Here is a 14,309-nt window from a genome sequence, read left to right on the forward strand (position 1 = left end):
ATGACTACAGGATGCGGATGTGGTGGCGGCAGCGGCGGTGGTGGTTGCAGCTCTTCGGCCAAAGAGCCGGAAGTGGTGGTGGCCGTCGAGCCGCAACTGATCGCCAGCAGCGAACAGGAATGGCCGATTGTCAGCGTCAACGGGGTGCAGATTGCCCCCGAGGCGATGGCTCAGGAACTGCAATATCACCCGGCTGAGAGTCGCGAGGAGGCGGTGTTCCTCGCCGCCCGCGCCTTGGTGATCCGTGAGCTGCTACAGCAGCGGATTCGTGAGCTGGGAGTGTTGCTGGAAGTCGGCGCCGGCGAGAACGAAGAAGAGGCAGCGACCCGCCTGTTGCTGGAGCGTGAAGTCAAGGTGCCGGACTGCGACGAGGCCACCTGTGTGCGCTACTTCGAAAGCAATCGCGGGCGCTTTCACAGCGCGCCGTTGCTCGCGGTACGGCACATTTTGCTGGAGTGTGCGCCGGACGACGCCGAGGCGCGGCATGTCGCGCATTCCCAGGCCGAGGTGTTGTTGTTGAGCCTGCAAGAGTCGCCGGCCAGCTTTGCCGACCTGGCCTTGAAATACTCGGCGTGTCCGTCCAAGGCCCAGGGCGGTTCGTTGGGGCAGGTGAGCAAAGGCCAAACCGTGCCAGAGTTGGAGCGCCAATTGTTTACCCTGGCCCCGGGCCTGGCCAGCAAACCCCTGGAAAGCCGCTACGGCTGGCATGTGATCTGCGTCGATCAGCGCATCGAAGGGCAGCCGCTGCCCTACGAGGCAGTCGCCACGGCGATTCGCACCCAGTTGCAGCAAGGGGTGTGGCAGAAGGCACTGGTGCAATACCTGCAAACCCTGATTGGCGCGGCCGATGTACGTGGCATCGCGCTGCAGGGCGCCGACTCGCCGTTGGTGCAGTGACATGAGCCTGGTGGATGGTGTGGGCCGTTCCATTGACTACCTGCGGTTGTCGGTGACTGATCGTTGTGATTTTCGCTGTGTGTATTGCATGGCAAAAAACATGACCTTCCTGCCGCGCCAGCAGGTGTTGACCCTGGAGGAGCTGCAACGGCTGGCGACGGTGTTCGTCAGCCAGGGTGTGCGCAAGATCCGCCTGACCGGGGGCGAGCCGCTGATCCGTCCGGGCATTGTCGAGCTGTGCCGCCACATCGCCGCGTTGCCCGGCTTGCGCGAACTGGTCATGACCAGCAACGGCTCGCAACTGGGCCGCCTGGCGCGGCCGCTGGTGGAGGCTGGGGTCAAACGCATGAATATCAGCCTCGACAGCCTCGACCCCGAACGTTTTCGCGCGATCACCCGCAACGGCGACTTGCGCCAGGTGCTGGACGGCATCGAGGCCGCTCGGGATGCCGGGTTCGAGCGGGTCAAGCTCAACTGCGTGGTGATGAAGGGTCGCAACTTTGATGAAGTGCCGGCGCTGGTGCAGTACGCCATCGACCAGGGCATCGATATCAGCTTTATCGAAGAGATGCCGTTGGGGGATGTGGGGCGTTCGCGGGGCGAATCCTTTTGCTCCAGCGAGCAGGTGCGTGCATTGATCAGCGAGCACCACGCTTTGCTCGACAGCACCGAAAACAGCGGCGGCCCGGCACGCTACGTGCGCCTGGCCAGGCACGCGCAGACGCGCATCGGCTTTATCTCGCCCAACTCCCACAACTTCTGCGCCAGCTGCAACCGGGTACGGATGACGGTGGAAGGGCAGTTGCTGCTGTGCCTGGGGCAGGACAACGCGGTGGATTTTCGTGCGTTGCTGCGCCGCTATCCGTTGGATGACCGGCCGTTGGTGGAAGCGTTGCACAAGGCGTTGCGGGGTAAACCACTGCGCCATGACTTTACCGGGGAGGGCGAGGTGCAGGTGGTGCGGTTTATGAACATGAGTGGGGGGTGAGGAGGTGCTGGAACCCTGTCGCATAGTAGTTCCCGTTGTTTTGTATCAAGGGCATTCCGCTGGCCCGCGTGGCGTTTTTCCGTCGTTACCATTGCTGGTTTCTACAACGGGCAATATCGACAAGGAACCCGGAATGAATCGATCCGCTGAAGGCCTCACTACACCTCCTGAGGGATATGGCGACTGGTTGAAGGAGCTGAAAAACCGTATTCACTCTGCCCAGCAGCGTGCATCGCTGGCAGTAAACCGTGAGCTTGTGCTGCTGTACTGGCAGATTGGCCAGGACATCTTGACCCGCCAGGCGCAGCAAGGGTGGGGAGCAAAAGTCATTGAGTGCCTGGCGCAGGATTTGCGTTCAGCTTTTCCTGATATGAAAGGTTTTTCGCCGCGTAACCTCAAGTACATGCGCGCATTTGCCGAGGCTTGGCCGGAACCTGAGTTTGTGCAAGCGGTGCTTGCACAATTGCCTTGGTATCACCAAATAGCACTGCTCGATAAACTGCCCGGCCCCGAAACCCGCCGCTGGTACGCCGCCCAAGCCATTGAGCACAACTGGTCACGCAACATTCTGGTCATGCAGATCGAGACCCGTTTGCTGGAGCGCAGTGGCAATGCTGTCAGCAACTTCGAAACCCTGCTGCCCAAGCCCCAGTCGGACTTGGCCCGCGAGTCACTGAAAGATCCCTATCGTTTCGATTTTCTGGGGCTGACCCTGGACGCGCAGGAGCGTGAGATCGAAAGCGCTCTGATCAGGCATGTCACCGACTTTTTGCTGGAGTTGGGGGCAGGCTTTGCTTTTGTCGGCAAGCAGGTCCTGCTGGATGTGGGCGGCGAGGAGTTCTTCATCGACCTGCTGTTTTATCACCTGAAACTGCGCTGTTACGTCGCTATTGAGCTCAAGGCCGGCAAGTTCAAGCCAGAGCATCTGGGGCAGTTGGGTTTTTACCTCGCAGCGGTGGACGCCCAACTCAAGCACCCGCAAGACAGCCCCACCATTGGTTTGCTGCTGTGCAAAAGCAAAAACAAGATAGTGGCTGAATATGCTTTGCGTGACAGCGCTCGACCCATCGGGGTGGCGGAGTACCAGTTGGTCGGCGCCCTCCCGGCAGAACTCCAAACCAGCTTACCCAGCATCGAACAGATTGAACGTGAACTGGCCCGTGACGATACCTCTGCGCAAACTTGACCCTGATCAATTGCAACCCACCTTTCACTGCGTACCATCACTGCATCTTGTGTCTATACAAACTATTAAATCTATATGTAGTGTTTTGGAGCCCCCCATGCAGATCACCTCAAGCCCGCTGGTCAGTACCCGCCTACACAAGCGCGATGGCACCCTCGTAGCCTTTGATGCCGAGAAAATCCGCCAGGCGATGATCGCCGCGGGTAACGCCACCGGCGAGTATCAGGACGCCGAAGTCGATCTGTTGTTAGGGGCGGTGCTCGCCCGACTACGCGGGATTACCCGCCTGGATGTGGAGCAGATCCAGGACAGTGTCGAGCGGGTGTTGATGGACGCCGGGTACTTTTTGGCGATGCGTGCCTATATCGTCTATCGCGAGCAGCACGGGCGCCTGCGCCGGGATCGCAAGACCCTGGTGGAAGTCGCCACCTCGATGAACGAGTACCTCGACCGTGAAGACTGGCGTGTGCAGGCCAACGCCAACCAGGGTTACTCCCTGGGTGGGCTGGTGCTCAACGTGTCGGGCAAGGTCACCGCCAATTACTGGCTGGACGAGGTCTATAGCCAGGAGATCGGCCAGGCCCATCGCGAGGCGGACTTGCATATCCATGACCTGGACATGCTCGCCGGCTACTGCGCCGGCTGGTCCCTGCGCACGCTGTTGCACGAAGGCCTCAATGGCGTGCCCGGCCGCGTCGAAGCCGGGCCGCCCAGGCACCTGGGCAGTGCCTTGGGGCAGATGGTCAACTTCCTCGGCACCCTGCAGAACGAGTGGGCCGGTGCCCAGGCTTTCAGCTCGTTCGACACCTACCTGGCGCCCTTTGTGCGCAAGGACCAACTGACGTTCCCCGAGATTCGCCAGGCGGTGCAGGAGTTTATCTACAACCTCAACGTGCCCTCGCGCTGGGGCACACAAACGCCGTTTACCAACCTGACATTCGACTGGGTCTGCCCGGAAGACCTGCGCGAGCAGATCCCGATTATCGGCGGCGAAGAAATGCCGTTTGCCTACGGTGACCTGCAAGTGGAAATGGAGCTGATCAACCGCGCCTATATCGAAGTGATGCAGGCCGGCGACGCCAAGGGCCGGGTGTTCACCTTCCCGATCCCCACCTACAACATCACCCATGACTTCCCGTGGGACAGCGAAAACGCCGACCGCCTGTTCGAGATGACCGCGCGCTACGGCCTGCCGTACTTCCAGAACTTCCTCAACTCCGATATGCAGCCCAACCAGGTGCGCTCGATGTGCTGCCGCTTGCAGCTGGATGTGCGCGAGTTGCTCAAGCGTGGCGGCGGGTTGTTCGGTTCGGCGGAGCAGACCGGCTCATTGGGGGTGGTGACGATCAACTGCGCCCGCCTGGGTTACCTGTTCAAGGGCGACACCAGCGGCCTGCTGCAACGCCTGGACCACCTGATGGAACTGGCGATGGAGAGCCTGGAGGTCAAGCGCAAGGTGATCCAGCACCATATGGACGCCGGCCTGTACCCCTACACCAAGCGCTACCTGGGGACCTTGCGCAATCACTTCTCAACCATCGGCCTGAATGGCATGCACGAGATGCTGCGCAATTTCACTGGCGACGAGGAGGGCACCCATACCGCCCGCGGTCGCGAGTTTGCGCTGCAGGTGCTGGACCATGTGCGCGCCACGTTGCTGCGCTTCCAGGAAGACACCGGCCACCTCTACAACCTGGAGGCCACGCCGGCCGAAGGCACCACCTACCGGTTTGCCAAGGAAGACCTCAAGCGTTTCCCCGCGATCCTCCAGGCCGGCAGCCTTGGCGCGCCGTATTACACCAACTCTTCGCAGTTGCCAGTGGGTTTCACCGAAGACCCGTTCGAAGCCCTGGAGCTGCAAGACGAACTGCAATGCAAATACACCGGCGGCACCGTGCTGCACCTGTATATGGCCGAGCAGATTTCCTCGGCCCAGGCCTGCAAGCAGCTGGTGCGCAAGGCCCTGGGGCGCTTCCGCCTGCCGTACCTGACGGTGACGCCGACGTTCTCCATCTGCCCGGTGCACGGCTACCTGGCGGGCGAACATGAATTCTGCCCCAAGTGCGACGAGGTCCTGGCCCTTAACGCCACCTTGTAGGAGCGAGCTTGCTCGCGAAGCACGTTAACGATCACGCGTACTGTCTGGTTAAACGCGGTGTCCTTGAGTTCTTCGCGAGCAAGCTCGCTCCTACAGAGCAAGGTGCTAACCGTTTTCCAACCCCAAGGAGATTCACCATGCAAACCACCCAGCCACAACGCCAACGCTGTGAAGTCTGGACCCGTGTCATGGGCTACCACCGACCGGTTTCGGCCTTTAACCCCGGCAAACAATCGGAGCACCGTGAGCGCGCGCACTTTACCGAAAGTGCGGCGGCGGCCGGGCGCCAATGAGTCGAGCACTACGGGTCGGGGGCCTTGTGCCCCTGACCACCCTCGACTACCCCGGCATGCTCGCCTGCGTGCTGTTTTGCCAGGGCTGTGCCTGGCGTTGTCGGTATTGCCATAACCCGGACCTGATCCCCCCTCGCGGTAGCGATGAGGTGGATTGGCGCCGGGTTTTGCTGTTTCTGCAACGGCGCCAGGACCTGCTGGACGCCGTGGTGTTCAGCGGTGGTGAACCGACCCTGCAGGAAGGCCTGCCGGCAGCCATGGACGAAGTGCGCAAGATGGGCTTTCGCATTGGCCTGCACAGTGCCGGGATCAAGCCTGCGGCGTTCGCCAATGCCCTGGCCCATGCCGATTGGGTTGGCTTCGACGTCAAGTCCCTGGCCGAGGACTGCCAGTTGATCACCCAGGTCAAGGGCAGCGGCACCGCCAATTGGCGCAGCCTCGACCTGCTGCTGCACAGCGACGTGGACTACGAATGCCGCACCACCGTGCACTGGCACCTGATCGACCCGCAGCGCCTGCTGCTGCTGGCCCAGCGTTTGCAAGAGCGGGGAGTCAAGCGCTTCGCCGTACAGCTGGTGCGCACCGCGCGCATGCTCGATGAGCAATTGCCGAGCGTTTCGGCACAGGCCTTGCTGCCTGATCTATGGGAGAAAATGCGGGCACTGTTCCCGGCATTTGTTTTACGGGGTTGATCCCTTCGCGGAGCCCTTTCAAGCGTGGCGATTGAACTCCCACCGGATTATCAAAGATGCTGCCCCCTGGGGGCAGGTATTCATCAGGGAGCTTATGACATGACTCGACTAACCACCGCCCGCCGCATCGCGATCGGCTTTGCCATCGCCCCCTTGGCCCTGGCGGGCATGGCGCTCTACGCCTTGCACGACCTGGGCACCCTCAAGGAACAATCGGAACTGATCGTGCAGCAGGACTGGCCGAAAATCGCCCCGATCATGGTGATTGCCACCGGTGTGCGCGACAACGGCCGTAATACCCGCGACTTGCTGATCGATGAGGACAACCAGGCCGCACAACAGGCCATTGGTACCACCCGCCAACGCATTACCGATGCCTTCACCCAACTGGAGCCGCTGTTCAACACACCTGCGGGCCAGGCGGCCTATGCCGACCTGAAGCAGCGGCGCGAAGCCTATGTGGGCGCCTTTACCCAGGTGCAGGCACTTATCCGCCAGGGCGCCCATGCCGAGGGTGTGGCGCAGCTCAAGCAGAATGTGCAACCCGCCGAGCAGGCCGTATTCAAGAGCCTGGAGGCGATGATGGCCTTGCAGGGGCAGATCTTTACCGAGCGCGAGCGCGCGGCGCAGACCCTGTACAGCGAGGCGCGGCGCAACATGCTGGGGCTGTTCCTGCTGTGCGTGGCCCTGGTGGTGGCGGCGGGGGTGATTGTCACCCGCAGCGTGACCCGGCCCCTGGGCGGCGAGCCCGACGAGGCCGCGCGGGTATTGAGCCAGATTGCCCAGGGCGACCTGACTACCGAAGTGCCAACGGCGGGCAGCGCCGACGGCAGCGTGATGAAAAACATGCAACAGATGCAGGACAACCTCAATGAAATGGTGCGCCAGATCGCCACGTCGGTGGACCGCGTGGCCAGTTCTTCCGAGGAGTTGAGCGCGGTCAGCAGCCAGACCAGCAGCAGCTTGCAACTGCAAGGCATGGAGATCGAACAGGCCGCCACGGCGGTCAATGAGATGACGGCGGCGGTAGATGAAGTGGCGCGCAATGCAGTGAGCACCAGTGAAGCCTCACGGTTATCGGCGCAGACGGCCCAACTGGGGCGCGATCAGGTGCAAGAAACCGTCGCGTCCATCAACACCCTGGCAGAGGGCGTCAGTGGCACCTCGGTGCGCATCCAGCAACTGGCCGGGCGGGTGCAGGACATCAGCGGCGTGCTGGAGGTGATCCGCAGTATTGCCGATCAGACCAACCTGCTGGCCCTCAACGCGGCCATCGAGGCGGCACGGGCCGGGGATGCCGGGCGCGGGTTTGCCGTGGTGGCCGATGAGGTGCGGGCCCTGGCCCATCGCACCCAGGCCTCGACCCAGGAAATCGAGCAGATGATCGGCAATATCCGCCTGGACACCGAACAAGCTGTGACCGCGATGCAGGGCAGCAGTGATTTGGTACGGGCTACCTTGAGCGTGGCCGAGCGTTCGGGCCAGGCCCTGGAAGCGATTACCCAGTCGATCTCGCAGATCAACGAACGCAACCTGATGATCGCCAGCGCCACCGAAGAGCAAGCACTGGTGGCGCGGGAGGTGGACCGCAATCTGGTGGGGATTCGCAATCTGTCGGAGCAAGTCTTGCTCGGCGCACGGCATACCGATACGGCAGGCCATGAACTGGCGCAAATGGCTGGGGAACTGCACCTGACGGTTGCCAGGTTCCGCGTCTAACCGCGCAAGACGGGCCATTGTGGCGAGCGGGCTCGCCACAACTAGCCGGCTTCTAGAGGTTCCAACCCCAGAACTGTAGCCACCAGCCGTACCCCACCAGCCCATTGCCCAGTAGCAGGCAAGTCCAGGCGGCGCACTGTCGTGCCAGTGGCGTGTCGGCCAGCTGTTTCCACCCCAGCCACAAACACCAGCCTATCGCCCCAACCAGCAGCGCGCCGCGTGCCGGCTGTACCCAGTCGAGCAACAACCCTTCATAACGCAACAACTTGACGGTGGTTGCCGACAGCCCCAGGAACAGTCCTGCACCGCCAAGGGGCGTGAAGGTCAGCGCCAGGGCCCAATACCGTGCACGCTCACCGCTCAGTCGTGCGGCGAGGTGCACCAGCCCCATCAATGCGCCGCCGATCAGCAGGCTGCTGGCACCCAGGTACGCAACGATACAAAACCCATCCAACCAGCTGAAGCTGTCGTTGGCCTGGGGGTAATGGGTCAACAGCCACCAGGGCGCGTTGTCCTGCAACGGCCACAACCAGTCGTGCTCCACCAACCATTGCGCCAGGGCTTGCTTGAACGTGATGAACCACGGGCTGACGGTCCACTGGAAGGCGCCCATCGCCAGGCCGATCACGCCAAACAACAACAAGCGCGTGTCCCAGGCCAAGGCGGGTTTGCGTGGGGCCTGGAGGATTTCGCTATTGCACGAGCGCGCAATCAACTGCACCGCGCCACGTTGCCCGCTGCAGCGGCCACAGGCGTGGCAGTCGCTGGCACCTTGCAAGCGGCGGATGTCCAGCAGTGGCGCGCAGTTGGGCAGGGGCAGCCGTGGGCCGTCGTTGGCTTTCCAACGTTGTTCATCAACCTGGAAATGCACGGGCGCCAGGCGCGCGAGCAGGGCGAACACACCGCTGACTGGGCACAGGTAGCGGCACCACACCCGTTTGCCGCGCACAAACAGCAGCCCCACCAGCACAGCGGCGACGGTCGAGCCGCCGAGGATCAGCAGGGCCGCCTGGGCGTAGTCGTACACACTGATCAATTGCCCGTAGAGGGTGGTCAGGCAGAAACCCACGGTGGGCCAACCGCCCCAGCGGATCCACCCCGGAATGCCCAGGCCGCGCCCATGGCGGCTGGCCCATTCGCTCAACGAGCCTTCAGGGCAGAGCACGCCGCACCACACGCGGCCGAACACGACGATGGACAACACCACGAACGGCCACCACACGCCCCAGAACAGAAACTGTGCCAGTAGCGTAAGGCTATCCAACAAACGCGCCTGGCTGGCGGGCAGCGGCAGCAGCGCGGGTACCACCAGCAATCCCGCGTAGAACAGCACCACCGCCCATTGCATACCGCGAATCAGCCGCGCGTGGCGGCGCATGCCATCCCCCAGGCGTTGCAGCCAGGGGGTGTTCACAGCGCTGCTCGCCGGGTGCGATACAGCCCTTGACCCACCAGCAACCAATAGCCGGCCAGCACCAGCAGGGTGACCGTGCTGGGCGTTGCGCGGTACCCGGCAAAGCCGGCGAGCACTGCGCCCAGGCCGTGGCTGTCACTGAGCAGGGCGCTGCTGTCCCACCAGGCTTCGCCCACCAGGGTGTAGACCCAATCGGGCATGTCCATCGCCAACAGTTGCCCGCCGATGCGTTCTGCGGCAGCGACCAGCAAGGAGGCCGCCAAAAGCAGCAACAGCACCTCACTGAGGGCGAAAAACCGCGACCACGAAATCAACCGCTGCGTGCTGCGCAGCAGCATCACTGTCAACCCGGCCAACACCAGGCCCAGCCCCCCGCCAATGGCGAACAGGCCCAATGCCGGGCCATGCAGTTGGGCGCCGGCGCCATACAGGAACACCACGGTCTCGCTGCCTTCGCGGCTGACTGCCAACAACGCCAGCAACAACACACCGAGGCCGCCCTGGCGCGCCGCGCGCTGCTCGGCGTCCCGTAACAGTGTGTGCTTGAGGCCCGGCCCGTGGCGGTGCATCCAGAACACCATCTGCACCATCAACAGGCTTGCCACCAGGGTCATACCGGCCTGGAACCATTCACCGCTGGGCCCGCTCATGGCTTCACCGGCCCACAGCATCAAGCCCGCCAACCCGGCGGAACACAGCAGCCCCAGGAGCACCCCTGCCCAGAGGAAACGCCCCAGGCGCGAGGCCTCGGATTGTTGGCTGATCCAGGCCTGGAGGATGCCGATCACCAGCAACGCCTCGACGCTTTCGCGCCAGACGATAAACATCGATTGATTCATCAAATGCTCCTGGGCCGTTATTCGGCGAGGATGCTGCCCTCGGGCAACTGTGGGTTGAATTCGTCGAAAAACCCATAAGTGCCCGGTTTGAGCGGGTGGATCACCACAAAGGTGGTCACCCCAGGCGACAGCACTTTCTCCACGCGCAGCGGCGTGCTCTCGAACTCGGCCGGGCCTTGGCCGATGTTTTTCAACACGATCTTGAAGCGCTGGCCGGCCGGCACCTTGAGCTGCGCCGGGTTGAAGTGGCCGTCCTGTAGCGTCAATTCATAGGTCGGCAAAGGTGCTGCCAGGGCCGCACCAGCGGCCAGCAGGGCGCACAGGGCAAGGGCGCGGCGCATTCAGTAGCCGCCTTTCTTGCCAATACCCGCGTAGACGAATTCGTAGTGCACTTCGCAGCGCTCGAACCACGGCGCGACCCCGGTTTCCTTGTCGGTATGCCGGCCCAGTGAGCCGTGGCCGCTGGGTGGCATCACGGTGAAAGTCAGCTGGTACTTGCCAGGGCCCAGCAGCTTGACGTTATCGCCGTAGTGCGGCCCGTCGTTGGCCACCATGGCGTGGAACTCACCGATGATCGGGCTGGCTGCACCTTGCTTCTGCAGACGGAACGAGACGTTGAGGTAAGGCACGAAACTGCCTTCCTGGAAGCCCTGTTGATTGTCGGCAGTGGCGCGGATATCGGCCTCCAGATGCACATCCGAATCGGCGGTGGCGCGCATCATGCCCGGTGGCGCCATCTCGATCGGTTGCAGATAGACCGCACCGACTTCCAGGCCGGGGCACATTTGTGGCTCGCCGATCGGGTATTCCTTGGCGACGGCCGCGCCAGTCGACAACAGCAAGGCCAGTGACAGCGTGAAGGGGATACGCATGGGGGCTTCCTGACAGGGCAAAAGAGAGTCCGAGTCTAGAAAGCTTTGCTGTAAATAATAATGATTCCTGTCAAGTTTCCAGGGATATAACCACAACCATTCTTGACGTTGGTCAAGGCTGTGGGCGGGCGGCGGCCGTAGGATCAAATCACCGCCCACTGCCGTGGAGCCTGCTCATGGCCAAGCCATTCCCGCTAAACCCCAAACACCCTGAGCGTATCTGCTGGGGCTGCGACCGTTATTGTGCGACTAGCGCCCTGGCCTGCGGCAACGGTGCCGACCGCACCATGCACCCGGCCGAAATGATCGGTGAGGATTGGTACCTGCATGGCGATTGGGGGATTGAACTGCCGATTGCAACAGACAAGGTGCCCGACCCTGGTTGACCTATGGCTAGGGGGCCGGCTGTGGCGAGCGGGCTTGCCCCGCGCTGGGTGGCGAAGCCGCCCCAATAGCCTCACCACGTTCTGCCAGATATACCGAGGCGGCAGGTTTTAGGGCTGCTGCGCAGCCCAGCGGGGGACAAGCCCCCTCGCCACAACAAGCGCCCTTGCCATAACTTGGTATTTTTTCTGAACCCTCGCGTTCACCCCTGGCCCTAAGGTGTATGACCTCAGGAGGTGAACCATGCAAATCGAATACGTCTGGATTATTTTGGCCACGTTGTTGGTGCTGGTGGAGTTGTGGGCCATCAACTGTGTACTGCGCAGTGCCAGTCGAGCCGAAACCAAAATGCTATGGGTTGTGGTGATTGTCTTCGTACCCCTGCTGGGTGTGATTCTGTGGGCGATCACTGGCCCCAAGGCGATTGCCAAGCAAAAGGCTGACGTCAGCCGGTGAACCATCAGCGTAAAAAAATCGTTTAAATGCAAAAAGAGTTGTCCACGAAAACCGTGGGTATCTCTGTGGATAACCTTGCGTGGCCCCGGCGCCACTGACGATTCGACCTGCGATCAATATTTGATCAGGAACGTTTGCAAGCCTTTTGGCGCGTGGCATGCGCTTGACACGCGTCGCTCCAACCGGTGCCGGATTCGCCGTTCTACAGCAAACCCTGGAGTGCCTGGCGATAGCTGCGGCCGCCCAGGCTCAGGCTGTTGTTGTGACTGGTTCCCGGTACCAACAGCAAGTGCTTGGGTTCTTGCGCGGCATCAAACAGTTGCTGGCTGAAACGCGGCGGCACGTAGCGGTCATCCAGGCCATGCACGACGAGCAAGGGCATGTGGATATCGGCGATCTTGTCGATGGAGTCAAACTTCTGTGACAGCAACCACCGCACCGGCAGCGAGGTGTTGGCCACCGCCGCCGCGACATCGGCCAGGGAGGTAAAGGTGGATTCGATCACCAGCCCACGCACCGGCGGTGGCAGGTGTTCAGCGACGGCCTGCTGGCCCAGTTCGGCTGCCAGGTCAATGGCCACGGCGCCGCCCAGGGAGTGGCCGTAGATCAGGCGCTTGCCCGGGTCGGGTTGCAGCAGTTGGAAGCGCTCCCAGGCCACCCGTGCATCTTCGTAGACACTGGATTCTGAGGGCAGGTCGCCCCGGCTTTGGCCAAAGCCCCGATAGTCGATGGCCAGCACCGAGTAACCCTGGGCATGCAGTTGCTCGATGCGAAACAGCTGGCCGGTAAGGTTCCAGCGCACGCCGTGCAGATACAGGATCGCCGGCGCGTCTTTTTTCGCCGCCGGCCACCACCAGCCATGCAGGCTCTGCCCGGACTTGAAGCTGGCGGGCTTGAGCTCGAACTCCTGCACATCACTGGGCAGCCCGCGATACCAACTGGCAGGGCCGGGTTCGATACGAAACACCAGCTCCCGCTCCTTGTGTTGCAGCACATTGCACCCTACTGGCAGGCCGAGGATCAGTAGCGCCATGCACAGCAGCGGTAGCCAGCGCCAGCGCGAGAGAGAACGTGAGGACATGGAGGTTCCAGGACAGAAGCGAAGCAGGTTTTTTACCAGAAGCCTTGCCCGTGAAGGAATTATTCAGACCGCCGTCAGGGGGCGATTGCTTGCAAAGTGTTACAGGCCGTCTGTACGCGGTTGCGCCCCTGATCCTTGGCGCGATACAGCGCCTGGTCTGCCTGGGACAGCAGTCGTGACAGATCGTGGCACGCGGCGGTGCTGGTCACCACCCCGATACTCACACTGAGGAACCCGGGGGCCAACAAGTCCAGTTCGGCGAACCGCTGGCGGATACGTTCGGCCACCTGCACCGCGCCTTGTTCATCGGTGTCGGCCAGCAGGCAGGCAAATTCTTCGCCGCCGATGCGCGCAAACAGATCGTGCTTGCGCAAAATCGACGAGGTCAGTTGGCTGAAGGCTATCAATGCCTGGTCGCCCATGGGGTGGCCGAAACTGTCGTTAAGGCGCTTGAAGTAGTCCAGGTCACACAACAGCAATGTCACCGGCTTGCCGCGTTGTTGGCTGTCGGCCAGCAGTTGCTCGCCATGCAGCATGAACGCCCGGCGATTGCCGATGCCGGTCAATACATCGCTGAATGCAGCGGCCTTGAAGTTGAGTTCGGCGCGCTCCTTGACCATCGCCAGGGTGACGTAGGCGATGCCGATCGCATACAGCATGGATTCGAACAGCATGAACGAAAAAAACGGCACGCCTTCGCCCATCAGCGCATGTTCATTCTTGAGCGGCATGCCGGGGTCAATCACCGCCCGTACGCAGTAAAACGTCGTATGAAACAGCATCAGCCCCATCGCTGGCAGATAGGCCACTTCCAGGTGTCGGCGATGGCGCCACAACTCCAGCGCCGACAGCACGCCATAGCTGGCAGCCAGCAGGGAGTACAGCGACACCCGGCTGGACATCGACCCATAGAACTGCGGCACCAGGCACATCAACAGCCATAGCGCGGGGCCTGCGAGGATGCCCGGCAGGTGCGGCCTGCCATGGACGAACAGGCGCATGGCGGTCCAGTTCATGGCGGCACTGAGCAGCAGCACCACATTGCCCAGCACCAGCGCGACAAAATCCACGCCCACGCCGCGCACCACGATCAGCGTGGTGCCGAGGGAAGCCAGCAACAGCATCACCCCCAGGTAGCCCAGGGTCGGCTCACGCACGCGATGCCAGGCGTGGACGGTAAGCAGGCCCATCAGGCAGAAAACGAAGACCGCGACCATCAAGAGCGTCGGTATGTGCAGCATCATGTCCTTGACCCCGCAAGATGCACTGTCGAGATAACCCCGTCAGCCACACGCGTGGGCGGTCATCCGGTACAGAAAGGGCGCGATTGTAGCTGGATAACGCGCGCCGATGCTGGCCGATGGACAGCTTGACGCTGACAGGATGTCCC

General features: G+C 62.2%; 15 protein-coding genes. 9 read left to right on the forward strand and 6 right to left on the reverse strand.

The genetic code is table 11. The annotated features are described in order from the left end of the window. The 7 genes from BHC62_RS03650 (at position 1) to BHC62_RS03680 (ending at position 7,873) form a co-directional block, all read left to right on the forward strand. Positions 1–897, forward strand: a complete 897-nt coding sequence (locus BHC62_RS03650) for a peptidylprolyl isomerase (protein WP_070994251.1) — start codon at positions 1–3, stop codon at positions 895–897. Position 898: 1 nt separating this feature from the next. Then, positions 899–1,885 carry a GTP 3',8-cyclase MoaA gene (gene moaA, locus BHC62_RS03655; protein WP_029291325.1) on the forward strand — a complete coding sequence of 329 codons (987 nt, stop codon included), beginning with the start codon at positions 899–901 and terminating at the stop codon, positions 1,883–1,885. 133 nt (positions 1,886–2,018) lie between these two features. Beyond that, the gene (locus tag BHC62_RS03660) at positions 2,019–3,071 is read left to right on the forward strand and encodes a YhcG family protein (protein WP_070994252.1); all 1,053 of its coding nucleotides are present in this window, start codon (positions 2,019–2,021) and stop codon (positions 3,069–3,071) included. Positions 3,072–3,168: 97 nt separating this feature from the next. Next, on the forward strand, positions 3,169–5,169 hold the full coding sequence (locus BHC62_RS03665; RefSeq protein WP_070994253.1) for a ribonucleoside triphosphate reductase: 2,001 nt from the start codon (positions 3,169–3,171) through the stop codon (positions 5,167–5,169). A gap of 137 nt (positions 5,170–5,306) precedes the next feature. After that, positions 5,307–5,462, forward strand: coding sequence for an anaerobic ribonucleoside-triphosphate reductase (gene nrdD, locus BHC62_RS03670; protein ID WP_029291331.1), 156 nt, complete (start codon positions 5,307–5,309; stop codon positions 5,460–5,462). Next, positions 5,459–6,154, forward strand: coding sequence for an anaerobic ribonucleoside-triphosphate reductase activating protein (locus tag BHC62_RS03675; RefSeq protein WP_029291334.1), 696 nt, complete (start codon positions 5,459–5,461; stop codon positions 6,152–6,154). Before nrdD ends, BHC62_RS03675 begins: the two co-directional genes overlap by 4 nt. Before the next feature lie 99 nt (positions 6,155–6,253). Continuing rightward, entirely contained in the window at positions 6,254–7,873 is a 1,620-nt protein-coding gene (locus tag BHC62_RS03680; protein ID WP_070994254.1) for a methyl-accepting chemotaxis protein, read from the forward strand. Between the two features lie 52 nt (positions 7,874–7,925). Here the strand turns inward: BHC62_RS03680 and BHC62_RS03685 are convergent, their stop codons facing one another. The 4 genes from BHC62_RS03685 to BHC62_RS03700 are packed head-to-tail and all read right to left on the reverse strand — an operon-like array spanning position 7,926 to position 10,998. Beyond that, positions 7,926–9,251 carry a 4Fe-4S binding protein gene (locus tag BHC62_RS03685; RefSeq protein WP_070994277.1) on the reverse strand — a complete coding sequence of 442 codons (1,326 nt, stop codon included), beginning with the start codon at positions 9,249–9,251 and terminating at the stop codon, positions 7,926–7,928. 32 nt (positions 9,252–9,283) lie between these two features. Then, the gene (locus BHC62_RS03690; RefSeq protein ID WP_070994255.1) at positions 9,284–10,126 is read right to left on the reverse strand and encodes an FTR1 family protein; all 843 of its coding nucleotides are present in this window, start codon (positions 10,124–10,126) and stop codon (positions 9,284–9,286) included. A 17-nt stretch (positions 10,127–10,143) separates the two neighbouring features. Next, positions 10,144–10,467, reverse strand: coding sequence for a cupredoxin domain-containing protein (locus tag BHC62_RS03695; protein ID WP_029291342.1), 324 nt, complete (start codon positions 10,465–10,467; stop codon positions 10,144–10,146). Then, on the reverse strand, positions 10,468–10,998 hold the full coding sequence (locus BHC62_RS03700) for an iron transporter (RefSeq protein ID WP_029291344.1): 531 nt from the start codon (positions 10,996–10,998) through the stop codon (positions 10,468–10,470). It lies immediately after the preceding gene. 176 nt (positions 10,999–11,174) lie between these two features. Between BHC62_RS03700 and BHC62_RS03705 the strand changes: the two genes are divergently transcribed. Together BHC62_RS03705 and BHC62_RS03710 are read left to right on the forward strand one after the other, a co-directional pair. Then, positions 11,175–11,384, forward strand: a complete 210-nt coding sequence (locus tag BHC62_RS03705) for a DUF3079 domain-containing protein (RefSeq protein ID WP_029291346.1) — start codon at positions 11,175–11,177, stop codon at positions 11,382–11,384. Positions 11,385–11,625: 241 nt separating this feature from the next. Then, positions 11,626–11,838: a PLDc N-terminal domain-containing protein gene (locus BHC62_RS03710; protein ID WP_029291348.1), complete on the forward strand. Its 213-nt coding sequence runs from the start codon at positions 11,626–11,628 to the stop codon at positions 11,836–11,838. Positions 11,839–12,040: 202 nt separating this feature from the next. Here BHC62_RS03710 and BHC62_RS03715 read toward each other — a convergent pair whose 3' ends face one another. Together BHC62_RS03715 and BHC62_RS03720 are read right to left on the reverse strand one after the other, a co-directional pair. Further along, the gene (locus BHC62_RS03715; protein ID WP_070994256.1) at positions 12,041–12,919 is read right to left on the reverse strand and encodes an alpha/beta hydrolase; all 879 of its coding nucleotides are present in this window, start codon (positions 12,917–12,919) and stop codon (positions 12,041–12,043) included. A 74-nt stretch (positions 12,920–12,993) separates the two neighbouring features. Next, positions 12,994–14,163, reverse strand: coding sequence for a GGDEF domain-containing protein (locus tag BHC62_RS03720; RefSeq protein ID WP_070994257.1), 1,170 nt, complete (start codon positions 14,161–14,163; stop codon positions 12,994–12,996). Between the last annotated feature and the right edge of the window lie 146 nt (positions 14,164–14,309).

Origin of the sequence: Pseudomonas sp. 06C 126, assembly GCF_001855215.1 — a bacterium.
GTDB classification, from domain to species: Bacteria; Pseudomonadota; Gammaproteobacteria; order Pseudomonadales; family Pseudomonadaceae; genus Aquipseudomonas; species Aquipseudomonas proteolytica.